This is a genomic window from Clostridium sp. AM43-3BH, assembly GCF_003479985.1.
Taxonomy (GTDB): Bacteria; Bacillota; Clostridia; order Lachnospirales; family Lachnospiraceae; genus Otoolea; species Otoolea fessa.
Map to the genome: position 1 here is coordinate 58310 of NZ_QUIH01000006.1, position 25735 is coordinate 84044.

The 25735-nt window shown below is 50.8% G+C and carries 20 protein-coding genes; 3 read left to right on the forward strand and 17 right to left on the reverse strand.

Annotated elements, in window-relative coordinates; translation table 11 throughout:
* Window positions 1-17: 17 nt before the first annotated feature.
* The 14 genes from DW931_RS10565 to DW931_RS10630 form a co-directional block, all read right to left on the reverse strand.
* A complete protein-coding gene (locus DW931_RS10565) occupies window positions 18-1763 on the reverse strand; it encodes a D-alanyl-D-alanine carboxypeptidase family protein (RefSeq protein WP_107000690.1) in 1746 nt (581 codons plus the stop codon).
* A 14-nt stretch (window positions 1764-1777) separates the two neighbouring features.
* Window positions 1778-2734, reverse strand: coding sequence for a glycosyltransferase family 2 protein (locus DW931_RS10570; protein ID WP_107001004.1), 957 nt, complete (start codon window positions 2732-2734; stop codon window positions 1778-1780).
* 110 nt (window positions 2735-2844) lie between these two features.
* Entirely contained in the window at window positions 2845-3738 is an 894-nt protein-coding gene (locus tag DW931_RS10575) for a LicD family protein (protein ID WP_107000691.1), read from the reverse strand.
* Window positions 3739-3859: 121 nt separating this feature from the next.
* Entirely contained in the window at window positions 3860-5215 is a 1356-nt protein-coding gene (rfbH, locus tag DW931_RS10580) for a lipopolysaccharide biosynthesis protein RfbH (RefSeq protein WP_022360072.1), read from the reverse strand.
* Window positions 5216-5309: 94 nt separating this feature from the next.
* Complete coding sequence (rfbG, locus tag DW931_RS10585) at window positions 5310-6374, reverse strand: CDP-glucose 4,6-dehydratase (protein WP_107001005.1); 1065 nt, start codon at window positions 6372-6374, stop codon at window positions 5310-5312.
* Window positions 6375-6669: 295 nt separating this feature from the next.
* Window positions 6670-7443 (reverse strand): glucose-1-phosphate cytidylyltransferase, encoded by a 774-nt coding sequence (gene rfbF, locus DW931_RS10590; protein WP_022360069.1) that lies wholly within the window; start codon window positions 7441-7443, stop codon window positions 6670-6672.
* A 26-nt stretch (window positions 7444-7469) separates the two neighbouring features.
* Window positions 7470-8933, reverse strand: coding sequence for a hypothetical protein (locus DW931_RS10595; protein WP_107000692.1), 1464 nt, complete (start codon window positions 8931-8933; stop codon window positions 7470-7472).
* Window positions 8930-9865 carry a glycosyltransferase family 2 protein gene (locus DW931_RS10600; RefSeq protein WP_107000693.1) on the reverse strand — a complete coding sequence of 312 codons (936 nt, stop codon included), beginning with the start codon at window positions 9863-9865 and terminating at the stop codon, window positions 8930-8932. The genes DW931_RS10595 and DW931_RS10600 overlap by 4 nt, the downstream gene beginning before the upstream one ends.
* Before the next feature lie 16 nt (window positions 9866-9881).
* Window positions 9882-12071, reverse strand: coding sequence for a hypothetical protein (locus tag DW931_RS10605; RefSeq protein WP_118482410.1), 2190 nt, complete (start codon window positions 12069-12071; stop codon window positions 9882-9884).
* Window positions 12072-12149: 78 nt separating this feature from the next.
* Window positions 12150-12785 (reverse strand): SIS domain-containing protein, encoded by a 636-nt coding sequence (locus tag DW931_RS10610; protein WP_107000695.1) that lies wholly within the window; start codon window positions 12783-12785, stop codon window positions 12150-12152.
* Between the two features lie 37 nt (window positions 12786-12822).
* Window positions 12823-15420: a potassium transporter KefB gene (locus DW931_RS10615; RefSeq protein ID WP_147353629.1), complete on the reverse strand. Its 2598-nt coding sequence runs from the start codon at window positions 15418-15420 to the stop codon at window positions 12823-12825.
* A 59-nt stretch (window positions 15421-15479) separates the two neighbouring features.
* Window positions 15480-16097, reverse strand: a complete 618-nt coding sequence (locus DW931_RS10620; RefSeq protein WP_022360062.1) for an HAD family hydrolase — start codon at window positions 16095-16097, stop codon at window positions 15480-15482.
* On the reverse strand, window positions 16090-17160 hold the full coding sequence (locus DW931_RS10625) for a GHMP kinase (protein WP_117796297.1): 1071 nt from the start codon (window positions 17158-17160) through the stop codon (window positions 16090-16092). The genes DW931_RS10620 and DW931_RS10625 overlap by 8 nt, the downstream gene beginning before the upstream one ends.
* The gene (locus tag DW931_RS10630; RefSeq protein ID WP_117796298.1) at window positions 17154-17861 is read right to left on the reverse strand and encodes a nucleotidyltransferase family protein; all 708 of its coding nucleotides are present in this window, start codon (window positions 17859-17861) and stop codon (window positions 17154-17156) included. The genes DW931_RS10625 and DW931_RS10630 overlap by 7 nt, the downstream gene beginning before the upstream one ends.
* A gap of 344 nt (window positions 17862-18205) precedes the next feature.
* Here DW931_RS10630 and DW931_RS10635 point away from each other — a divergent pair, with 344 nt between their 5' ends.
* Window positions 18206-19549 (forward strand): MATE family efflux transporter, encoded by a 1344-nt coding sequence (locus DW931_RS10635; protein ID WP_117796299.1) that lies wholly within the window; start codon window positions 18206-18208, stop codon window positions 19547-19549.
* Window positions 19550-19716: 167 nt separating this feature from the next.
* Window positions 19717-19956 (forward strand): hypothetical protein, encoded by a 240-nt coding sequence (locus DW931_RS10640; protein WP_207664449.1) that lies wholly within the window; start codon window positions 19717-19719, stop codon window positions 19954-19956.
* Between the two features lie 119 nt (window positions 19957-20075).
* On the opposite strand, the gene DW931_RS10645 is transcribed toward DW931_RS10640, so the two are convergent.
* Complete coding sequence (locus DW931_RS10645) at window positions 20076-21071, reverse strand: hypothetical protein (RefSeq protein WP_118481825.1); 996 nt, start codon at window positions 21069-21071, stop codon at window positions 20076-20078.
* 39 nt (window positions 21072-21110) lie between these two features.
* Window positions 21111-21329: a transposase gene (locus DW931_RS16405; protein ID WP_118481826.1), complete on the reverse strand. Its 219-nt coding sequence runs from the start codon at window positions 21327-21329 to the stop codon at window positions 21111-21113.
* Between the two features lie 26 nt (window positions 21330-21355).
* Between DW931_RS16405 and DW931_RS16485 the strand changes: the two genes are divergently transcribed.
* Window positions 21356-21526 carry a hypothetical protein gene (locus DW931_RS16485; RefSeq protein WP_347559443.1) on the forward strand — a complete coding sequence of 57 codons (171 nt, stop codon included), beginning with the start codon at window positions 21356-21358 and terminating at the stop codon, window positions 21524-21526.
* 209 nt (window positions 21527-21735) lie between these two features.
* Here DW931_RS16485 and DW931_RS10660 read toward each other — a convergent pair whose 3' ends face one another.
* Entirely contained in the window at window positions 21736-25728 is a 3993-nt protein-coding gene (locus DW931_RS10660; protein ID WP_117796862.1) for a glycosyltransferase, read from the reverse strand.
* Between the last annotated feature and the right edge of the window lie 7 nt (window positions 25729-25735).

The window sequence follows — 25735 nt, forward strand, 5'->3', positions numbered from 1 at the left end:
TTAGCGCATCCAGGTTGTCAATCCAAATCCTCAACCGTAAGCTCTGTGTCATCCTCCTGCACACCCTGCTGTGTTTTGGCATCCTCTGCCTCTTTCTGTGCAGGTTTTTCTTTCAGCGGCTTCTTTTCCGTGGAACCAGTTCCTACTTTTCCACTCTCTGCCAGCCGGGACGCGGCTGCATCTGCCGCCGGAACCTGTCCTGAACCAGATCGCACATCCATGTCAGACTCCGCCTGCTCTGTGCTCTCATCTGCATCCGCTGTGCCAGGCGCCCTGTAGGACGCGCCCATCCGCTTTTCAAGCAGTTTTTCAAACTCTTCCCGCGAACAGCCGATCTCCTGCAGACGCTGTCTTCTCCGTTTTCTCCGCTCCTCCTGGCGTCTCTTTTCTTCCTGATGACGCTGGTAGAACAACCATACAAGCGCCGCACACGCCGCTGCCAGAAGCACACTGACGACCACAATCAGCACCGTTCTCACCGATACTTTCGGAAGTTTCGGCAGGATCAGGTGGAACGAAGATTTCGCCTGCTTCGGTTTTCCGGACGCGCCTGTATTGGATGCTGCCGGATCCGATGCCGTATTTCCGTCATCCGGAGCCGTCTCCCCGTTTGCTGCCGCTTCTGCCGCCGATGCGCTGATCAGATACACCTGTCCGATCTTGCGGTCGTTGTATTTGTAAGAAAGCAGTGCCACCGCGCCCAGCGGTGCATCCTCCGGCAGATCCGTTACCACCGTCTTCTCCGCATCCGCAAACGAAGCATCCTTCGGGATCGTGATGACTGCCGACGTATCCATCGATAAATCGGACGGCTGATAGCTATTGTCTCCGATCTGCACCGGCTGATCGCCGCTTGTGTATGCCGTCTCATTTTCCGAAATATTTACATTTTCAAACCGTAGAAAGCCGAAATCCAGCAATGCAATCGTATCCTGATAATGGGTCGCCTGCGTACTCTTCATCGTGACCGCAATCTGGCGTCTGTCATCCTTGATCGCATAGGTAACAAGCGTCTGCCCGGCAATCGATGTGTAACCGGTCTTTCCGGCTACCGCATATGGATAATAGTTCGGACTCTCTGTGTCAGTCGTGATAAGAAGCTTGTGCTCCGGCTGGATGGTCACACCGTCCGGATTGTTCTTCGTCGCCGGTAATCGGTAGCTCTTATCCTTACTGATCGTTAAAAGCGTGTCATTTTTATACGCCGCCGATGCGATCAGCGCCATATCATACACCGAAGTGAGCTGTGTGTCGTCATTCAGACCGGACGGATTCGCAAAATGGCTGTTCTCACAGCCAAGCTCCGCCGTCTTCTCGTTCATCATCTTCACAAAACCGTCGCGGCTTCCGCCCACATGCTCCGCCAACGCATTCGCCGCCTGGTTGGAAGAACGCATCAGCAGCAGGTAGAGACAATCGCGCACCGAAAGCGTGTCGCCCTCCTCGATGGCGTTCTTGTTTCCGCTGCCATCTTCCACGTTGTAAACGGCATCGTGGGAAAATGTGACCGTATCATCCAGACTGCTGTTCTCAATGACTACGAGCGCCGTCAATATTTTCGTGATACTTGCCGGTGCCTTCTGCACATGGATGTTCTGCCCGAATAAAACCGCCCCGGAGTCCGCATCCATGACAATGCCTGCCTCCGACTCGATCCCCGTATCCGAGGGCCAGTCCGGCTTTGCAAATGCCGTCATCGGCATTCCGGCAGCCATCAGTGCCGTGATCATCAAACTTATCAGTAAACGTCTTAATCTCTTCATACGATTCCTTCCTGTCAGCTTTCCTTTTCCGGAAATCCTTTTGTATCATGAACGATATAAATTGGACGATCCTTCAATTCTGTAAACAGGATCGCGATATACTCCCCGATAATTCCCACAATCACGAACAGCATCGCGAACATAAAGCATAAAAGCACTACGATCGTCGCGTAACCATTGGGCGTTCCTTTGACCGCCCACTCATAAATCGTTTCCAGCATCACGAGCAGCCCCAGAAAGCCCACGATAATTCCCGAGTAAATGCCGAGCTTTAGCGGCAGATCCGAAAAGCAGAGAATCGTATTGATCGAAAATTTAAATAATTTCCGAATACTGTACTTGCTCTCGCCCGCCACCCTGGCTCTCGCCTCATACTCGATGGTCGTCCGGTTAAATCCGATATTCTGCACATAGCCGCGCAGGAAACGCACTTTTTCCCGGTAATTGGTCTTTAACACCTGCGCCGCATTGGCAGTCAGCGCAAAGAAATCGGATGCGTTATTTTCCAGCTTCACATCTGAAATCTTGTTCAAAAATTTATAAAAAGCAGAAGACGTCAGGTTTTTGATGAATCCAGCCGATTTATTTTTCGTCCGGACCATGTTGATAACCTCATAGCCCTCTTCGAATTTTTCGATTATCTGCGCCACACATTCCGGCGGATGCTGCAGATCGGCATCCATACACACGATGCCCTCCCCGATGCTGTGATCCAGCCCCGCAAGCATCGCCGCCTCATGGCCAAAGTTGCGGGAAAAGTTGATCACACGTACCCGCGGATCCGCTGCTGCCAGTTCTGCCAGAATCTGCCCCGAGGCGTCCGCACTTCCGTCGTTGACAAAAATCAGTTCGTAATTCCACGGCAGCGCCTCAAAAACCGGAGTTGCCTCCCGATAGAACTCATGCAGCGCCTTTTCCTCGTTGTAAACAGAAATCACGATCGAGATCGTCTTTGGTTTCTGTCCGTTCATATTTTCCATCCTGTTCTGCATGGTCGACTGTCTGGTTTCATTTTTCTTCTTATCTTCCATGCTGTCTGTCCGTTTTTTCTTATCTTTCTTACTCATATTTCATCTTTCAATTAAGCATCCGGGTCATCCAAAATTTCGATCGCTATCGAAGAATGTGCCGGAACCCGTTTTTCCACCGGCGGCAGCGTCATATAGTCGCCGTAAATCCACTCCAGCACATGCTCATAGCCCACCGGCACCATCAGCTTTGTGTCCTCAAACGGCAGATCCACCGCGTGCTCGCACCATGCGCCCTCCAGCGTTACATAGAGATAATCCGGCTGGTAATTGCTGTAATACCAGTGTTTCGTTTTCTTTTTGCGATCCTTCGCCGCTGCAAGTCTCTGCAGCTTAAATAAAACCGGCATCGGGACAAGGTGTCCCACACCTGCCAGCACACCAACCCGCAGCTTATCCATCAGGCTGTATTTGCTGAAATCAATCTGATCACGGTGTGCGATCGCCATTCCATAAATAATCTTCTGAAGAAATTTTGCGCTCCACGCGCCCACCTTACTATCCGGCAGGCGGTCAAGGACGAACAGATCCACCCAGAGATGGTTTAATTTTCCCTCATAAAACTGCATCTGCTCATTGTCCTCATGGACGCGGCTGTTGTCATAGATGACGCGCGTTGTAAAATCATAAAACACCTTGCCACCCCGGATCTCCTCCGGGCGCAGCAAGGACATTCCCTCCGGCAGCTCCCGCGGCGCTACCTTCAAAAACATCTCATAATTGGCACGTGTAAATGCCAGATCGACATCATCATCCCACGGGATAAATCCCTCATGACGCACTGCGCCCAAAAGTGTCCCAGAATCCAGCATATAGGAAATCTTGTATTTCCGGCAGATCCGGTCTATCTCCTTCAAAAGGCGCAGATTCGCCCGGTGAACCTTCTCAAGCCCCGGATACGGCGGCAGTTTGACCGCCCTGCGGCTCTCTGATTTTTCCTCATTCATGATGGTTGTCCCCTCATTTTCTCCTGCAACTGCTCATTCTCTGTCACAGCTGCTCATTTTCACAGGCATTTTCTTACAGGCAGAGTATCTCCCCGCCTGTGAATTGCCGCGGTCCCCGTCCCTACTGACGGCATGCCTCACGAAGTGTCTTTGCCATATAATCAATCATTTCATCTGTCATGCCCGGATAAACGCCAACCCAAAAGGTATCGCGCATGATACGGTCGGTATTTTCCAGAGTTCCGGCTACGCGGTAGCCGCAGTTTTCTTTCCGCATCTCATCAAAGCACGGATGCTTGATCAGGTTTCCGGCAAAGAGCATACGCGTCTGCACGCCCTTTTCCTCGACATATTTGACTACCTTGTTCCGATCCACGCCCTCTTGGCAGGTCAGAAGGAAACCAAACCAGCTCGGATCGGAATGCTCACAGGCAACCGGCAGGATATATGCGTCCTCGGTTCCGGCAAGTCCCGCTTTCAGACGGGCGAAATTGTGTTTTCTGCGCTCCACGAAGGATGGAAACTTTTCAAGTTGCGCGCAGCCGATCGACGCCTGTAGATCGGTCGCCTTTAAATTATATCCAAAATGGGAGTATACATATTTATGGTCGTAGCCAAGCGGCAGCTCACCATACTGGCGGTCAAATCGGTGACCGCATAGGTTATCGCAGCCGGACGGGCAGACACAGTCGCGTCCCCAGTCGCGGAAGGAACGGATAATCTTGTTTAAAAGCGGATTGTCCGTGTACACGGCACCGCCCTCGCCCATCGTCATGTGGTGCGGCGGATAAAAGCTGGACGTTCCGATATCTCCGATCGTACCGGTAAAATGCCACTCGCCGTTCAGCTCATAGCGGCTTCCGAGGGCATCACAGTTGTCCTCCACCAACCACAGGTTATGACGGTCACAGAATTCTTTTACCTTCTGTAAATCAAACGGATTTCCCAGTGTATGGGCGATCATAACCGCTTTCGTCTTCTCTGAAAGCGCCGCCTCCAGCTTATCGGCGTCGATGTTGTATTGTGGAATCGTCACATCCACAAACACTGGAACTGCGCCATACTGGATCGCCGGGGTTACCGTCGTCGGGAAACCTGCCGCAACCGTGATAATCTCATCGCCGCGGCACACCCGGCGCTCTCCCAGCAATGGGGAAGTCAGCGCCATAAATGCGATCAGGTTCGCGGAGGAACCGGAGTTTACAAGGGAACAGTATTTGACGCCCAGGTAGTTCGCAAGCCCCGCCTCAAACTGATCGGTGTAACGTCCGGAGGTCAGCCAGAACTCCAGCGCACTGTCTACCAGATTGACCATCTCATGGTTATCGTAAACGCGAGACGCATACGGAATCCGCTGTCCCTCGGTAAATTCTTTTTTCTGATTATGATATTTATCACAATACTCTGCCACCAGATCGAGAATCTGCTGACGCGCAGCCTCTTTTCCGTCCGACAAGGTTACTTTTTCTTCTGACATGTTTCTCCTCCTGCTTTTGCTACCGTTCTCTACCGCAGCCGTATCAGCTCTGCCTGCTGCCAGACACACCTTTCGTGCAGCCGCCTGCATCTATCTATTTTTCTTCAAACCGAGCCGCATACGCCCGGATCTGCTCATCCGTCACCTCGCGCATATCCGCTCCGGCAAGCCACTTCTTCGACCATTCCACCGTCGCAGCCATCGCCTCTTCTACATGGAAGTGCGGCTTCCAGCCAAATACCTTTTTCACTTTGGAACAATCCAGTTTCAGAAAATTCGCCTCATGCGGACCTCCATCATAGCGGTTGATCCAATGCATCCCGCCGCCCCATGTTTCACAGAACAGATCCGCCAGACGTCCTGTATTGACGCAGTCACAGTCATCCGGTCCGACGTTATAGCAGCCCGCCAGCTCCGCATTTTCCCACTGCGCCTTTGCCACCGTCAGATACAAAAACAGCGGCTCTAACACATGCTGGAACGGGCGCGTCGAATGCGGATTCCGCACGATGATCGGCTCTTTCTTTTCCGCTGCGCGCACGCAGTCCGGCACGATCCGGTCCGCCGCAAAATCACCGCCGCCGATCACATTGCCAGCACGACAGGTTGAGACGGCGCAGCGGCCGTCCGTGAAGAACGACTGCTTATAGCTGTGTGTCACCAGCTCCGAACAGGATTTGCTATTGGAATACGGATCGTAGCCGTCCAGCGGGTCATTTTCGCGGTAACCGTACTCCCATTCCTTATTTTCATAAACCTTGTCCGTCGTCACATTGACGAGAGAGCGGACGGATTCACACTGTCTGGCGCATTCCAGCACATGAACCGTACCCATGACATTCGCCGCATACGTGCCGACCGGATCCCGGTACGACTCGCGCACGATCGGCTGCGCTGCCAGATGGAGTACAATCTCTGGCTTCGTCTCATCAAACACCTGTTTTAAATGGACAAAATCGCGCACATCCCCATCCACATGGTGAATCGTCTCCCCCAGATGCAGGATCTCAAACATCGACGGCTCGGTCGGCGCTTTCAGCGCATAGCCGGTCACCTCCGCCCCCGCCAGATGGAGAATGCGGACCAGCCAGCTTCCCTTAAAGCCTGTGTCACCGGTCACAAGGACCCGTTTTCCTTTATAAAAATCAAGAAGTTCCATGGTTTTCCTCTTTTTAATTATTTCGTGTTCGTTCGTTAATGGCGCAAGAAAAGAATATGTCTGCTTCGCAGCCGCATTCTTTCCTTCTGCGCTCATTATATCATACTTTCTTACAGGATTTGTGTCTATTCCTTGAATTTTCCCTTACAGTATATTATTGTTACTGTTCACGGGTAGGCACTTTTGGAACCGAAAGTGCCGTAAGAAAACGTGGTGGCAGCAGGAATTTGCCGTATTTAAATGCGAAGCCACGGCAAATTCCGTTACTGGGCACGTATGCGTGTACAGTAACATATTATTTCCACAGCTTCCAGGGTGCATTGCCTTCCTGCCACATCTGTTCCAGCTGCATCTTGTCACGCTGGGTATCCATACATTTCCAGAAACCGTCGTGGCGGTATACCATCAGCTGTCCGTCCTTGGCAAGCTGCTCCAACGGCGCTTTCTCAAAGACGGTATCATCGCCCTCGATATAGTCAAAGACGCCCGGTTCGAGTACCATGAAGCCGCCGTTGACGATCTTGCCGTCATCATCGTTCTTCTCACGGAACTCGCGGATGTGTCCGTCGCTGTCAACATCCATGACACCGAAACGCTGTCCGATGTTGACGCCGGTCAGGGTCGCGATCTTGCCATGCTGCTTGTGGAATGCCACCAGCGCGTCCAGATCCACGTTGGAAACGCCGTCGCCGTAGGTCAGCATGAACGTCTCATCCCCAATGTAATCGCGGATACGTTTGATACGACCGCCCGTCATCGTGTGCAGTCCGGTATCGACCAGCGTCACGCGCCACGGCTCGGAATAGTTGTTATGCACCTGCATCTCGTTCTTCGCCAGATCGAAGGTCACATCCGACGTATGCAGGAAATAATCGGCAAAATACTCTTTTACTACATACTGTTTGTAGCCCAGACAGATCACAAAATCATTGAATCCATACTGGGAATAGTGCTTCATGATATGCCAGAGAATCGGCTGTTCTCCGATCTCGATCATTGGCTTTGGTTTTAAATGGCTTTCCTCGCTGATTCGTGTGCCGAATCCACCCGCTAATATTACAACTTTCATTGCACTTCTCCTTCCGTCCATCGTTTTTATCGAAATATGTTCAAATGGTTTTCTTCCAAAATTCTCATCGCATCCCGCACTGCATCCGGGTCGTTATGCAGGTAGGTTTCCAGATCCTCATCGCTCGCCGTCCGGTAATTCAGTCCCAGCTCCCTTGATACCTGTAAATATGCTTTCCGGTACGGCGCTGTCCGGATTTCTGCCCGGGTTGTCCATGCATTTCCAAAGACCGTCAACACGGTAAATGCCAGCATACAGACCTTTAAAGGTGTGCGTACTGCCCGTTTCTCCGGTGCGCGTGTTTTCGCCTTATCTGCCTCTGTTTCCTGCGCCTTTTCCCGGCACATACTCCAGACGAGTGCAAACGTAAGCAGAATTCCTACAATTCCCATCTGATACTGTATCTCGTACCGCGAGGACATCCCGTACTCGTCCTTCAGGAAAATCCACCGCGCCGCCAGCACCAGCAGATGGTTACAGCCGCCGCTGAGAACCAGCAGAAGCGGAAAAATAGTCTTTTTATAAAGCTGAAACCGCACATTCAGATACAGTGCCAGCAGATACGAAACAAACACTGCCAGCCCCAGCAGATACACCAGATGCAGCCGGACAAACCAGGGGCTTCCTGCCTCCAGCTCCTGAATCTGCGCCACGCCGATCACCGACGATGCCACCGCTTTCAGCAGAAACCGCAGGAAAAAGAGCGGCTGGGCGACAAATTCCTGAGCGATTGAAACATCAGTCACTGCTCCACGGTGTACGTAAACTGCCTGTGAACTGCTCCAAAGATATAATACCATCGCAAGAACCGTTGTCAATGCCCCGATGCACCAGGTTCTCCGGCACTTTCGGCTCCAGGAGCGGCTGCTTGTTTCAGCACCCCCGCGCCGATCCGCCAGCCACAGTGCGCCGTATGCCAGCACCAGAATCACCGCATAGCCGCCGCTGTACGGTCCTGCCACCAGCACGACCAGCAGGATCGGCAGAATTGCCAGAAGCACCCGGTCAGACATATTCCGGCACCGGGTCGCCGCTGCATGGTCGAGGACTGCAAAATGGAATAAAAATCCGGAGATCGACAGAGTGCAGACCCAGCCGGTCCCGTTCGTCATCATTTCCCATTTATTCAGGCTGAAATATACAAACTGAATCAACAGGAAGGAAAGATAGCCGACCGAGCGGTTCCGCTCTGCGTAGAGCGCCAGCACCGCCGCGCCCGCACCCAGACTCAAAACACCCAGAATCATGTCAAAATACGTATTATAGCCAAATAGTTTCACATTGATAATGCGCCCCAGATACGTGATCGGAACGCGCGTCAGGATATCCGGTACAAAGAATTTCGCCGGATTTGTCACATCCGGCAGATATGAATTGATCAGCCGGATATAATCCGAATACGCCACATTGTCTGAGGCATGAAATATATACCAGATATAAAATAAAATCCCCAAAATAACCGGAAGCCCTAAAAATACACGGCGTTTCATCCGTCTCTCCTCTTTAAAATGCTCAGCTGGTTCAAGTAAAGTTCAAATAACTGACGGTGTTTCTTCGTGATAACCTCCAGAATCACACCGCTGATCCACAGCAGGAACGAAATCACATAAAGCCCGGAACACGCGATCAGGGTCGGGAACTTCGGCACCATGCCGGTTGCCAGATAGCCGCCAAGCACCGGCGCGAAAAATGCCGTTGCAATCGCAAAACAAATGAGTCCCAGCCATCCAAAGAACGCAAATGGCTTGTAATCCCGGAAGAGTCTCGCGATCGTGCGTAGCACCTTAAATCCATCCGAAAATGTATTTAACTTTGACACACTTCCCTCCGGGCGGTCACGGTATCCAACCGGGATCTCCACCAGCTTAAAGTTCTTGTCCAGCGCATGGATGCTCATCTCCGTCTCAATCTCAAATCCGGTCGAAAGAATCGGGAAGCTCTTGACAAATTCATAGTTAAATGCACGCGCGCCTGTCATGATATCCTTGATATTACTCTTGAAAATCAGGTTGATAAGCCCACGCACCAGACGATTTCCCGTATTGTGGAACGGACGCTTATTTTCGGTAAAATACGTCGAAGAAAGGCGGTCGCCGATGACCATATCCGCTTTTCCCTGTAAAATCTGGTCTGCCAGCTTTCTCGCGTCCTCCGCCGGGTAGGTGTCATCGCCGTCCGTCATGACATAGCACTCCGCGTCAATGTCGCGGAACATGCTGCGGATGACATTTCCCTTGCCCTGCTGGTATTCATAGCGCACAACCGCGCCTGCCTCCCTGGCAATCTCATCCGTGTGATCCGATGAATTATTGTCATATACATAGATCGTTGCCTCCGGCAATGCCTCGCGGTAGTCCTTGACCACCTTGGCAATCGTCTGGCCTTCATTATAACACGGAATTAATACCGCTATCTTGTCCATTTTTCTCCTCCCGTTTTCACTCTTCCACCGTTTTGGCGGACCATTCCGGATTGATCACAACAGCCCGTTTTGTCTCAGCTGTACTTACCAGTTCCAATTTTATCTCTCCCTGAAGCCCTGTCAGATCAAGCTGTACTTCCATCGGTTCATATTCCTTCTGCCCCGCCTGGATCACAGCTGCCGTCCGGCTGTTTGTCCCATCCGAGACGATGATCTCCACTTCAAATGGCTGCTTCATCATCCAGTAGTCCGGATCGCACAGAACCGCCCGGATAGTCGGATGATCGTCCCCGCTGGCATTCTCCCAGCGCCATTCTGGTACTTCTTTTTCCGTTTCCTGTGCATCCATGAACGTCTTCTGCGTGCGGTACCAGCAGTTTTCGCGACCATGCGCCATCTCAAGCCCTGCCAGCGTAAAAGACTGGACACCCTGCAGGATTGTTTCCTGATATTCCATATCATGCACGTACCATCCCGCCTCATTCATCCATTCCAGATAGCCTTCCAACGTCTCAAGCCCCTGCGGTATCATGTCATAGACGCCCTCGCCTGTCTCCATCGCCGCCTCGATTTCATCGATATAGGCGTCTTTCTGCTCCGACAGCTCATTGACGATCGAATACCGGTTCCAGACCGGCACATCTTCGCCCGCAAGCCGCGCATAACTTCCCACATCCGACCAGGTCAGGAAAATGCGGTCAATCTTGGAACGTTCTTCCGGTGTAAACAGCTGATGATCGTGAAATACGTAAGGCAGGTTGCTGCGGATACTCTCACGGCTCACCGCCCGCATCGCCCATTCCCCGCCGTTCCAGACACAGGTATAAGCATCGTAAGCGCGCCCGGCGTAAACAACTATAAACATAATTGCAAATACAACGCCGCCTGTCAGCCTGGGAGAAACGGAAGCCATTCCCTGCAGCGCCAGGAACCCGCAAAGCATTCCGGCAAATAAGATTCCGCCCATAAAATAGCGGCTGTGTCCCGTCGTTGCCGCCCAGAGAATAAAGGATGCGGCATACAGCAGAAATAGGGTTCCCGTCCTGCTGCTAACCCGCTTCCAAATCCAGCAGAGCCCGGCTCCCGCCGCTCCCAGATACATCAGCGCCAGATCCAGGTTGTATTTCGCCGGGATCTCACTCAGGCGGTAATCTGGATGCCGGATCATCGAATATGCCCACAAAAGAAACTCTTTTATATTGCTGGGTCCCCATCTCGGGTCCTTAAAGTCCGTTTCCCCAAAATACGGCGAATGAAACAGGCTGTTATAATAAGGATAAACTGGATTTTTCATCGCTATCCCATTGTAAATCAGGTACACGCTGACGGGAATCACCCCCGTCACCAGACACCCCAGAAACAGCTTCGGTGTCAGATACTTCCGGATTTTCCACAGATACAGGAGCACCAGCGGCACCAGACACACGATATTCGTCATCTTGAGGCAGAACAGGATTCCACCAAACAGGCAGAATAAAACCGCCTCGCGCTCCCGCTTCGCCTCATCCAGCCCGCGCAGAAGCAGAAATACCATTTCCAGCAGAAACGGCAGCGCCAGAAGCTCGACCATGTAGCTACCGCTCTCCTGAATCAACTCCAGGCGGCTGACAATCAGAAATGCCAGTACCGGCGCAAGATGCTTCGACCAGCTGCATTTTCTTTCCAGCCGGTCTGCCTCCATGCTCAGGAACACAGTTACCTGCCGATAAATCACAAGCATCGCCAGTGCGTTTAACATTGTCCCCATCCGAAGCCCAAAAAGCGCCCTGAATGGATAAAACATCCGGTCGCCCAGCCGGAAACCGAACATCTGGAACCGTCCCGGTATCACATGATAATGAAGGTTGTCCACAAATCCGGGTATCTGCGACAGCAGGTGATAGTTCTGCGTATCATAGCTCTGATCCGGGGCAAATCCCTTGACCGAAAAGAACGCCAGGATGAACAAGCTTCCCACTATAAAAAGCGGACTCACTCCCGCATGGTCCCATTCAAATCTTCCGATTGCCACCATGACAGCGCCACATAAAACGAGCGCTGCCGCCCGCGACAAAACCGTTCCCTGTGGTACATGTAAAAGCCATGCCAGAAGATCCAGCACTTCCAGCCACCAGATAAAAAGCGTATAGGCAAGCAGCACTGCAAAGCTGCGGGTACTGACTCTCCATTTCGCCGTTTTGTCTGCCGGCCTGTTTCCAAATAACATACTTTTCCCTTGTAATCATCCAGTTTTCTTCATGAACCTGCTGAATCATTACTTCCTTTCCATGAAACAAAATATATCTTAAAAGAAATATTCTTCCAGCATCAGGCACAGTGCATGGTACACCGGAAGATGCAGCTCCTGAATCTTAAATGTCTCCTGCTCCGGCACGACAATCGCAGTGTCGCTGTACCCACGGATCCGCCCGCCGTCGCGTCCCAGAAGCCCGATAACCTTAAGCCCCTTTGCCTTTGCCGTCACGGCTGCATACAGGACATTTTTTGAATTGCCCGAGGTTGAGATTCCGAGGAACACATCCCCCTCTTTTCCATATCCAAGCACCTGTTCCGCATAAGTCATGCTGCCGTCCACATCATTCATAAATGCGGTGGTCAGTCCTGCATGACCAGTCAGCGCGATCGCCGGAAGTCCCTGCTGCAGCTTTTCGGAAAGTTCCGCTCCCATCTGCGGATCCACCGTTTTCAGTGCCTTTTCTATCTCTTCCGAAACTGGGCGTTTCTTCACAAACCCCTTCATCAGCTCGCCCACGATGTGCTCCGAATCCGCACAGCTTCCGCCATTTCCGGCAATCAGAAGTTTTCCGCCGCGCTCATAGCACTCTTTCAGCGTCTCATACGCAGTGCGAATATCCGCTTTCACCGGTGCAAGAACCGGATAGCGGCTGATCAGCTCGTCTAGGTACTCGTATTCCTTCATGATTTCTATTTCCTCCTGTCAGTTTTTTCGATGTCTATTAAGCTTCTGCATCATAAAATAAATACTCCCGCTCAAACAGTTCCAGATTGTTCTGCGCTTCTTCCTCCGGCACCGCTGTGTCGGATACCCGCGCAAGCATATTTCCATTTTCAAAAAACAGATCGGTCAGGCTGCCTCTGCGGATCAGCTCCCGCAGAAGATCCAGACTCCACTCCCAGCTTCCCGGTCCCAGATAGCCTGCTTCCGCGTAGACATAATCTGTCTTCGCATACGCCATATAGGTTTCAAACGCCTCCGGCGAGTTGACGAGTTCGACGTTGCCCCACGGCGATGTAATATCCTTATACGACTCCACATTGCACGGGAACTGCAAACAGTACGGATGCGTTCCAAATGCGATCACCCGGTTTTCCGGATTCTGCGACACTTCCTGCCAGATCAGCGTATTTCCCTTTTCCTCTATCCGCGCCTGTTCCTGCGCCCGGTGATTGACACGCCCTTTATTCAGAAGATGAATCTCCGAAAATCCAGCCGTCCACGCCCAGCTGCTGATCGCCGTGACAATCAGATTTAATACCAGCAACGGCGCCAGGCACTTCGACGCGAGCGGATAAAAGCCGATTTTCTTAAAATACACCATCGCCCGGCATGCCCCCAGAATCAGCATAGAATACAGAAGCATGAAATAATTTCCGTCGATCTGGTAAAGCATCGACAGGCTGATCAGGCTGACGATCACAAATGGGAAGAAAATTACCAATGCCGCGTTCCAGATATGGGACTGCTCATCTCCCTTTTTGGAGAAAATCCCATAAAGCACCAGCATCACAATCAGCACCGCCATCAGCGAGGTTCCCCACGCCAGAATTACATGCCCCATATCTTCACCCTGCGGCTGCATCAGCATCTGCCAGATGCGCCGCGCCAGCACATGAAGCGTTGATTCCTCCTGATAATTCTGCGGCAGCTCCGAGGTAGCAAATGGGTATTTCATTTTAAAACCAAGCCATGCAAAAATCGAAGTAAACACCGAAGTGACCGGCATTCCCGTGATCTTCATCGTCCGCGCCCAGATACCGGCCAATGCCCCAAACGGCAGGCATAAGGAGCCAATCAGGCGGACCAGATGGTGAAACAGGTCAGCCGCCGCCCCGCGCTCATGAAACCAGAACCACAGAAGGTACAGCCCCATCATGCCAAATACGGCAGTGGAAAAGACCAGGGAGGTCGGCTTCATCGTGAGGGACAGGAAATAGGAACCGGCTGCCCCGGAGAGGAATATCCAATGATTTTCATACACATGAATATACTGAAAGAAACATCCCAGCATAATAAGCTGCAGCAGCCACGTAATCAAATCCGCCTTGGCTGTAAGCGCCATATTCATGATGCCCGGCACCGAAACCGTCAAAACAGCTGCCATAATTCCCGGCAAGACGCTGTGATACGTTAGTTTCTTCTCTGTTCCCGCCTTCCGGCTCTCTGTCTCCTGCTTTCGATTGCCCGTCAGCAGCACCGCATTCCAGACCATCGCCCCAATTCCCAGAACTGCCAGCCAGAGGTTAAAGAACGTCAGGTAGCTGTGGCTTGCCAGATCGCAAAGCGGCAGAGTCAGCACCTCAAAGCCCTTCGAATACACATAAACCATGCCGACCAGCCCCGGATTCTCATACAGCCCGGTTCCGCCTGCCACAATGTACTGGGAACGCACACCATACCAGAGTGTATCAAAGTCGAGTGCGATATTCAGGCGTCCCACCTGAATCAGGAACATCAGGGCACACCAGCCAGCCGCCAGCGTCCATGCCCGGCGCACCCGGCGCGGTATTTCCCGCGATCCCCCGCTGCCAGCCGGTTTGTTACTGTTCACGCATACGTGCCCAGTAACGGAATTTGCCGTGGCTTCGCATTTAAATACGGCAAATTCCTGCTGCCACCACGTTTTCTTACGGCACTTTCGGTTCCAAAAGTGCCTACCTGTGAACAGTAACGCCTGTTTCCCTGCCTCAATCACATGAACCGACACCTTGTCCCTGCCATCCAGCATCCAGGAAAGCGTCTGCCATCCCATGATGCACTGGCAGGAAATCGAGGAAAAATCAAAGCCCAGCGCCGCCACACCCAGAGCATAGACGCTCAGGCGCATCCAGGCGATTTTTCCAACGCCAAGGGCAGAAAGGAGGCAATACACAACGATTGCAAAGGAGGCGCCAAAAAGGAAGTCCATATAAAAAGAAAAATAAGGCCGCTCCCAGACCGTTCCCCTGAAAAACACCTGTTTTCTCAAAAACCGCCCGATCGTCAACAGGCTAATCAGATACACCGCCGACACCACCATCGGCAGAAATACCACATGAATCCAGGAAAACACCAGCACAACCGCCGTCAGCCAGTACATCCGGCTGCGTCCGCGCTTCAAAAGCGCCAGCCCCCCAAAGATCAAGACTGCCAGAATCGCAATCTCCACATACATCCGTTTCGATTCCGTAAAATGAATGTAATCCGCAAAAAAACCATTTCCCGTAAACAGCGTTTTCGCCGGAATCAGAACCGCCGCCACACAGAACAGCACCAGAAAAAGACCAGCCATGCGCACGGCTGCGTCTGGTCGTCCGTTTTGTCTCCGATTCTGCATGTCGATGGTTCCTCTCTTTCTAGTTTATGTACTCCCGGAATCTTTTTGTGAGCCGCATTCTATATACGCCCGCCTAAAATCCCGCGCACCGCATCCAGCAGCGTCTCCGCATACGCATCATAACCGCCCGCCGGACAGCTTCCGTCCTCTTTTATAAGTCCAGCCGCCCTATCTTCCGCGTGTTCTTTTGCCCCATAGCCAGTTCCGACAAGGACTCCGGTCACGCCAAAGTTTTTTCCTGCCTGCGCGTCGATGCGCTTGTCCCCGATCATATAGGAATGCACCTTATCAATGCCCTCCGGCAGATCGCGCTCTGCCATCTCAAACATTCCCGTCTCCGGCTTGCGGCAATGGCATTTTTTCTTATAAAGTCCAATCCCATGCTCCGGGTGGTGCGGGCAATAGTAGAACGCATCTACGTGTGCTCCGTCACGCTCCAGCACCTCATTCATATAATCATGAAGGATTTTTACATCCGCCTCGGTATAGTAACCTCTCGCCACACCCGCCTGGTTGGTAATGACGATCACCTTATATCCAGCCTCGTTCAGGAGACGGACTGCCTCTGCGGTACCGTCAATCAGCTTCAAATCTTCTTTTCGGTGAAGATAATTGACCTCCACGTTCATCGTGCCATCACGGTCGAGGAATACTACTTTACAGCTATTTTTACACATGGAATGTATACTCCTTATCCGGCATCTGCACCTGAATATCGCGGTAGTCCCAGCGGTCCTCATCGCAGATCCAGCTCTGAGCGCCGCGCAGTTCGAAATTCCAATCCATCAGCTGTCCGCCTGCCGCTTCCAGACGGCGCGCCACCTGATGTTTAACGTTGTATGGGCAGTACACAAGAAGGAAGCCGCCGCCGCCAGCACCTAAAAGCTTTCCGCCGAGGGCGCCCGCTTTTTTCGCCTCGTCATAGAGCATATCAATCTGCGGATTTGTGATCTTGCTGCTCATCCGCTTCTTGCTCTCCCAGCCGTAATCCAGGAGGCGGCCAAAATTGTGGAGATTTCCCTTTAAAAGCTCGTCCTTCATCGCATAGGAAAGCGCCTTTACCTCGCACATCGCCTGAAATGCGTCTGGTTTCTTATAGTTGCTTACCTGATCCTTGATAATATTCGCGGATACATGGATATTGCCCGTGTAGCATAACAACAGGTTATACTGCAGCTCATTGATAATATCGCGGCGGATGCGGAGCGGGTTTACCACGACGTTGTTGCGTCCGTGAAATTCGATAAAGTTAAAGCCACCGAAGGTCGCCGCATACTGATCCTGATAACCGCCGGAAATTCCCAGATCGATCCGCTCCACGCCGTAAGCCAGATCCGCCATCGCATAATTATCCATCGTAATTCCTTTCCAGCGCGCCATCGCGGTCAGAAGACTTACCATGACAGTCGAGGAGGTTCCAAGTCCCGAACCAGCCGGAGCATCACACTGTAAATAAACCTCGCATCCCTGCTTGATATCCATCGCCCGCAGCGCTGCCGTGACAAGATCCAGCCGTCCATCGCAGACGTAATTTTCCTTCGCATTGTACTTGACTGTCATATCAAAATCCAGGGAATGAACCGTGATCTGGTCATCATTCCTCGGAATGATCGAACAATATGCATATTTATTGATAGTACTTCCGATAATGGCACCGCCCTGTTCTACACAGAATGGTTCTACATCCGTACCGCCGCCGCCAAAGCTCACGCGCAGCGGCGCTCTTCCTCTGATTACCATGTAATGTCTCCTTTTCTTACGTCCTCCTGAAACCGGAAATAATCCTCCGGCACACCAATATCAATAAAATAGCCGTCATTTACGATGCCGCCGAGACGTCTTCCCTCCTGCATCCACCTGGGAATGCACTCATTTTCCAGCGAAACTTTTCCCTCCGGAATCTCATCCAGCAGCGCCCGCTTCATCAGGTACACACCGCCGTTGATCGTGCCCGCCCCAGTATTGCCATTTTTCTCATTAAAAGCGGTCAGCAGCCCGTCGGTCAGGCGCGCCGCCCCATAGCGGGAAATATCCGGCACACCGCGCAGAACCAGCGCCATCTCCAGATTTTTTTCCTGCTGAATCCGGCTTAAATCGCCGAAATCCATCTGATAAAATGTATCGCCATTCAGGACAAAAAACTGCTCGTCCGTCACATAATTCCCGGCATTCTTGATCGCGCCCGCCGTGCCGAGCAGCTCTTCCTCATACGCATACCGCGCCCGGATGCCAAACTGCGATCCGTCTCCAAAATATTCTTCCACCATGCCGCCCTTATAACCGACGGCAAAAATAACATCGTCAATTCCGCTTTTTTTCAGCCCCTGAAGCACATACTCCAGAAACGGCTTACCCGCAACCAGCGCCATCGGTTTCGGACGGTCGCTTACCACACTGCGAAGCCGCGTCCCCAATCCGCCAGCCAGAATGATTGCCTGCATACTGTATTTCCTTTCTGTCTGTTATTTCCAACTCAATTTTTACTGTTTTGTAACTGTTCAGTTCCTTCACAGTTACGAAAGATCCATTTTTTACTCTTGTCAATCTGTCAAATGCTATTAAGTCCAGTTTAACTTATATATCTTACCACATTTCCCTAGTGATTTCCACTAAATAGGACGGTTTTATGCTGTTACCACTTTCCCATCGGATCCGCAGCGTTTCCTTGCGGAAATCGCAACAATTTGTTGATTTTTTGGCATAATGCGACAGATTTTTTTATTTGGCAGGCACTCTGTTCCGTGCTACAATCTTAGTTATAAATTGGGATTTGGAGGAAATGCTTATGGCTCGTGATATGACAAAAGGGAATATAACCGGACACCTGATCGCCTACGCGGTTCCGCTGGTGTTCGGCAACCTCTTCCAGCAGCTCTACCACACGGTCGATTCGGTAGTCGTCGGACAGTTTTACGGAAAAGAGGCGCTGGCGGCAGTCGGTGCGGCGGGTCCGATCATGAATATTCTGACCTTTCTGATTGTCGGGCTGTCGCTCGGCGCATCAATTCTGATGGCAAGCTATTTTGGTGCGAAAGACTATCAGGATTTAAAGGATGAATTTGCGACCTCGGTGCTCTCCGGGCTGCTTTTAACCATTGTCCTCTCCGGTATTTCACTGGCAGGAAGCCGCCTGTTTATCCGCCTTACCCAGACACCGGAAGAGATATCGGCACCGGCGTCCTTGTATTTGCAGATTATCTCACTGGGTCTTATTTTTACCTTTTTTTACAATATTTTCTCCGCCGCCCTGCGCGCAATCGGAGATTCCAGAGCGCCGCTCTATGTCCTGATCCTGACGACCGTTGTCAATGTATTCCTGGATGTATTCCTGGTTGGCATCTGCCGCCTCGGTGTTTCCGGTGCGGCAATCGCTACGATCATCTCGCAAGCGGTCTCTGCGCTCGCCCTCTTCGTCTATATCTGGGCGAAAGTGCCCCTCTTACGCCTCGGCATCCGGGATCTGAAACTGAAAACCTCGATGCTCAAAAAAACGATCGATTTCAGCTCCATTTCCGCCGTCCAGCAGACGATTCTCTACGTCGGCCGCCTGCTCGTCCAGTCCGGCGTCAATGCACTCGGCGTCGATGCAGTTGCCGCTTTTAATGCCGTCTCCATCATCGACAGCTATGTGCTCGCCCCGGGCGACAGCCTTGCAGCATCTATCACGACGTTCTCCGCACAGAACCTCGGCGCGAAAGAGTATGACCGGATTCCGAAAGGGCTTCGGAAAATGCTGGTGATTGCAGAAATTTATATTATTTTGACAGCGGTGGTCGTGCTGTTCTGCCGTCACCCGCTGCTCGGTATTTTCTTAAAACCAAACGAAACGGAAGCGCTGCGTCAGGGCATGTCCTATCTGGCGCCGATGGCTGGTTTTTACTTCATCAGTGGTATCACCAATACCTTTCAGGGATATTACCGTGGAATCGGGCACCTGATGATCACCCTGTTCGCGACTCTGGTGCAGATTCCAATCCGCGTTGTGATCAGTTATGCGCTGTTTGGACGGCTGGGGATTCAGGCTGTGGCGATTGGTACGACGATTGGATGGGCTTGTATGGTAATATTTGAGCTTTTAATGTATCGGAGATATGGACGGGTGGAGGCGCTGCGGAAGAACGATCGGTAATATAGAGTGCTCTATCCGGTAGTACAAGGAAAGAGCCTGCAGCATACCGGCGTAGCTGACTCTTTCCTTCCTTAGATAACTTTAAATTATCCTTACGCAAGAAAACGATCAGAAGCACATTCCCCTGATCGTTTTCTTTATTATACCTGAATTATTCATCATGACATTTGCAGCCTAAGAGAACACAAGCAAAGAAAGTAGCGGTTGAGCTTTTGCGGAAGATCAAGGATAAGATTTCTCAGCTAGATCACTGGACGGATAAGCCGGAAACGAAGACTGTTGTAGATAATTTGATCCGGGATACATTGTGGGAAGAATTACCGGAATCCTATGATGAACACGCGATAGGCAAGTACCGGATGCAGATTTATGAGTATGTTTTCACTAGATACAGAAGCGTATCGTAAGCAGAATATTTAACCCACATCTCGAAAGTAAGCGCTCAGCTAGCACTGAGCACTTACGATGCTTTGTTTTCTTCTTAATAAAAATCACGGTAAAAGCAAACTACATTCAACAGGGGGCCTCAAAAATTAGGACCATATACAGCCGCCTTATAATTTCCCGCTAGATAATTCATTCGATTCATATAATCAAGTTCTTTCTGGGTTTGACTTGAAATGTACTTCTGAATTTCGGAGTTTTTATGTAAACTATCAATTGTAGCGTTTGTGTTCTCTCCGGCTGTCACCAATTCACCTAGCCTTTTTTCTATATTAACACTATTTTCTACTAATGCAGAACACTGATTTTTCGCCTCTTGTATCGCATAATAAATCGTGTACTGGTTGTCTTTTATTTGATTTAATTTTTGTATGATGTTATCAAGTTTCCCCTCAATCCTATCTAATCGCAGTTCCATTTCTAATATATTATAGGCTCCTTCATGCCCCTCTAAGGTAGAACATCGTCCCGAGCAAATATATTCATGGATAGAGGATATCATAACGAAATTTTGATACTTCGGAAAAACAATTCCATAGGAATAGAGGGTCTGTAAACGCATTTGAGAGTCACGCAGTTTTTCTTCAACTCTCTTAATCTCGGACTCCAAATATATTTTTTGAACTTTTTCTTGCGATATCCGTCTTTGATTTTCCTTTACTGCTTCTTCGTATTCTTGCCATGCCCTAAATGATTGCATTTCTGTATCATCCATCGAAAGTGATTCCATCCATGCGCTAGCAAGTGATATTATACCAACTATCAGAAGCACAACGGAAGCCATAAGACCTAAAACTCCAAGAAACCCCAATGCGCCGTGCCACCAAAAATCCACATAAAAAAAGCAACACCAGCCAACAACAGCGCCCAAAGTCAGTCCCACGCCACAAGAAATGACCCATCTATGCCCGCTCTTAATATCATCCACTTTCTTGATAGTCGGTTTTTTTATAAATGTTTCAACACAAAGTCTATTTTTCCTATCTAACAATTCACTTTCTAATTGTTTTTCCATATAGATTTGTTTTTCCATATCCAGCACTATTGTCAAGTATTCCTGTAATCTTTTTCCTTCCATTTTCTATCTCCTTGGCATATTATCTCCATCAAGGCACTTTTATCGGTCACCTATTTCGGTCATTTTTATTTTCGTTATACTTTCGCTGATTTCATTCAGCTGCTCCAGCATCGTTTCATCCATGCGATTCCAGGATCCTGAAATCGTAGGCTGCGACGCAAGGTGTGCCTTCTGAAGAATTTCTGTAAAGACAGGTTTGTTTGTGAGCTCATCCGCACAGTCATCTTCGAAGTAGCCGGCGATGATCTGAAAAATCATCTGAAAAAATTTTAAGAGTCCTTTTGATGCTGATGCCGAGTGGTGCCATTGGTTTTGAAAAGCTTCTCGATCAGACAGGTCAGACCGGTTTTGGCAGCGAATTCCTTGATGAGGAGAAGTCCTGCATCGGAGGAGAGGTCGCCGCCGCCAAAATTTATTTTCACACGCTTATTGCTTTCAAGGGATGTAGTGGCTAAAATGTTCATTGAGAGCTCCTTTTGATATTTTGTGGTTTCGTCGCTTACATTTTGTCAAAAAGTTGAGCTCTTTTTTATCATCTATTAAGTGAAAGCAATAATCACGAAAAATATAGTAGTTACGCGGCTTTCAGCCGCATTGTCCCAAATAGGATGAATAATTCAGGTTATATATATAATATATACAATTTTCTATCTTTTACTATTTTTTATTCAAAATCTTCCTTAATCACATCCCAAGCCGCATCAATACTGAAATGCTCGCGGATATAAACCTGCGTTTTCTCTGCCAGGTCTTCCAGGCGTTTTTCGTCTTTGTAGAGTTCTACGACTGTCTCGGCAAATTCGTCCGGCTGATCCTTGACGAGGAGAACTTTTTCTACATCCGGGATTCCCTCGCTGCCGACGGAGGTGGTGACGATGGGGGCACCGTTATAGATAGCTTCTACCACCTTGCCCTTAACCCCTGCGCCGTAGCGGAGCGGTACCACTACAATCCGGCAGTTCCGGTACAGGTCTGCCAGTTCTTCTTCACTTACAAAGCCTTTGACGATGATGCCATTTCCAGGCTGTTCCAGCGCTTTGATCTCGTCGGTCACTTTGGAACCGACGATGTAGAAGTTGACCTTGATCTGTTCCCGGATCTTCGGGAATACTTCTTTCGCGAACCAGAGCACCGCGTCTGCGTTCGGCGGATGCGCAAAGCCGCCGACAAACAGAAGTCCTTCCCGTTTGGCGAAGTCTTTGTTCAGATTCTGTAAAAACTCCTCATAGACATATGCCGTGATCGCCTTGACCGGAATCGTCTCATCAACGGCGTGGATCGCCTCTTCCTCAACGTAGGACGGATAGTAGGACACCGCCACTTTGTGGAAGAGTGAAAACTCGATCGATTTCCAATATTCGGATTCCTGACGCTTCTTCACATCGCCGGTCAGCTCATACTCGCGGAACTCACGCATAAAATGAAGGTCGTGACCGTAATAAATCATCTTGATATCCGTGTGTTCTTTGATAAAATCCACATATTTTGTCGCGATATGCGGACGGTTCAGATATGCCACGTGGATATCTTTTCCATTTTTCACCAGCCAGTCCCAGATACCGGTCAGGTATTCCTGTCCGTAGAGGACCTCGATTCCCATCTGCTGCAGCGTAGACGTATACGGTTCCTCATGGAGGTAATTATCTCCGATAAATTTAACAACATACCCCTTTTTCAGGAACATTTTCAGGTACTGGAACGTTGTCTTGGAACCGGCGTCTTTGTCAAAGGTCGGCACATAGTGATCGATCACGACAATGATCTTTTTGCCCATGCTGCGCTCGCGTGCGCGGAATGGATTCGGATTGCCGTTGTTGACGCACTGATTCTTGAACTCTTCTTTCCATTTTTCTTTGAGTTTCTCGCTGTTTTCCACCTGATACCGTTTCAGACCGGTTCCGTTGACATCCGTTCCGTTGGAAATGCCTTCGAAATGGATGACCTTGGATTTTGGCTGGTAAACGACGCGGTAGCCCGCTTTCCGCACCTCAAATGCCAGATCCGAATCTTCGCAGTACGCCGGGGCAAACCGCTCGTCGAAACCGCCGATCTGCTTCCAGAGTGCGGTGGATAAAAGGATCGCTGCGCCGGAAATATAGTCTACATCCTTGACGTAGTTATATTCTGCCTTGTCCGGATCGTCGAGGCGGCCGTAATTCCAGCCGGAACCATCGCTCCAGATGATGCCGCCTGCCTCCTGTAAACGTCCATCCGGATATACCAGCTTAGATCCTACCATACCGATGGTGGAGTCAGATTCAATGAGATTTACCAGGGAGCTGAGCCAGCCTTCTGTTACCTGGGTATCGTTGTTTAAAAACATCACATATTTGCCGCGCGCCGCCTTCGCCGCCTGGTTGCAGTTGCGCAAGAATCCCTGATTGGTCTGATTGCGGCAGATCACCAGGTTATCGGCAAACTCCGCCAGATGCTCGGTGGCATCGGTTGAAACGTCATCTGCGATGATAACCTCATAACTCACATCCTTCGTATGCTCCAGAATCGACTGCAGGCACAGATAGGTATAGTGAATCTGGTTGTATACCGGAATTACGATGGAAACCGTCGGATTTTCTTCCTTCGGAAGGTGGATTTTTCCGTAGGTCAGATACTCCTCACCGATCTCAAAATCACCTTTGATAAGGTTCTTTCCTTCCTCTGTGGTGTACATCTTCATCATTTTACCCGGATGGAGAATCGTCCGTTTCCAGTAGCCGAGCTTCTTGCGGCGTACCGTGCCCTTTGGATAGCACCGGTTAAATGCCTGTCCGAGCTTGCGGCGCACCTTGAAAATGACCGCCTCATGACCATTTAAGTAGGTCAGCGTCTTGCCAAGCTCTGCATTTTCATGGCGCAGATCAGAAATGATAACGTCCAGATTCGCCACGTGGTTATTCGTCAGGCGCTGTACCTCCTGCACTTTGCGGAGTGCCGTATCTTTTTCCGAATTTTCTGCCCGGAGCGCATCCAGACGTTCGTTTGCCCTTGCAAGTTCTCCGTCCACATGGGAAAGATCGGCTAATGTCTTCGTCTTTACCATGTAATCTTCCTGGTAAGTGCGCTGGTTTTCCCCGTGCACGTACTCCTGGAAGCCGCGTTCCATCGCCTCGTAAAGCGAAAGCAGCTTCTCATCCGCCTTCACATACTCCGGGAACTGTCCGATAAATTCCCGCTCGGCCTGACCGCCCAACAGACTCTTATAACGGCGGTAGAAATAAACCAGTGTCCTGTATTTCACAAAACCAGCCGGAACCGGGAATAAGAAGACCCACTCATAGTCGATCGCATAAGTTCCGTCCGCCGTCACCAGCATATTTTCAAAAAGGGCGTCAATGTTGGAGGCGCTGCAGCTCTCGTCCGCAAGAACTGCCCCTAAAGAAGCCCATCCGCCGCCATTTTCTGTCTCTTTATCCCGATAGGAATCCAGCTCGCCCAGCGCATTAAATACCTTGATAAATTCCGGTGTCACCGCAAATGGTTTGCGTTCCTCCGGGCGGATGCTGTAGATCTCATCCATCGCAGCCCGGATCGCGGAAACCTCCGCATCCGCGCCCTGGGCAGTCAGAATTTCTCCCAGAAGTTCCGCCCGCGTTTTTCCCTCTAAATACGGAAATACCGCTGTCATTCCCTCGTCCTGAAGCTCCGGTTTTGCCAGTTTCAGGGACGGATTCTGACGGTCAAGCACCTGATATTTTTCTTCGAAGGACTGGATGTGCGCCTTTCCCTCCGGATAGAGCGCCGTCTTCCAGACCTCGCGGGTTCCATTCTTTTCACGGATCTCTGTCCGGATCTGGAAGCGGTCTTCGCGGGTGCGGTTGTATTTCACATAGATAACGTCCTGTGAAGCATTCTCAGCTTCCGGCGCAGCCTGTCTCTGCCAAAAAACCAGAAATGCATTCGCAAATTCCGGGAACCGTCCGTCTTCGCAGGCTGCATCGAGCGCCGCCCCCATATCCATCAGCATATACTGCGGACAGTCATAGACCGGTAACACACCGGTCAGATCGCCTTTTTTCGGCAGATAGGCATCTGAAAAAATCTCTCCCGCCGTCCGGTAATCCGGCATCGGATAGTAAAATTCCCCGCCCGGAAGCAGCTGCTTCATTTCGTTCCAGGAAAGTGCGCCCGTCTCCCGCTCTGCGCCTGCCATGTATTTCACGCCAAACCAGTTGGAAGCCGCCGCAATCAAGGTTCCATGAGCAGAAAGAAGCTGTTTTGCGGCTGTCATCTGTGCCGCGCGTCCCGCTTTATCTGCCGCCGTCAACCCCCCGATCAGCATTACATATCCATATGTCCCGCCACGCTTTTCCGCTTTCATCGCATACGTCTCCACATCCGCACAGACATAGCGGATCTTCGCCGCCAGCTCGGGCTCTGTCTGGAAGCGGCGGCGTACTACCTCCAGATTTTCTTCGGAAGCATCCAGCACCGTTACCGACGATAAACGCCTGGCAAGCAGCCCTGTCAGCGCGCCCGCGTCCGCCCCGATCTGCAGCGCCTGCTGTTCCGGGTCAAATTGGCACCAGTCCAACAGGTTTTCCCGCAAATCTGCCAGTGCGTACAGATAGGAAAGCTTCTTATTTTCCCGCAGCGCCTGGCGCCGGTCACTGCCGTATTTATCAAACAGAGCAATCAGCTCCTGATTGATTTTTTTCATCTTATTT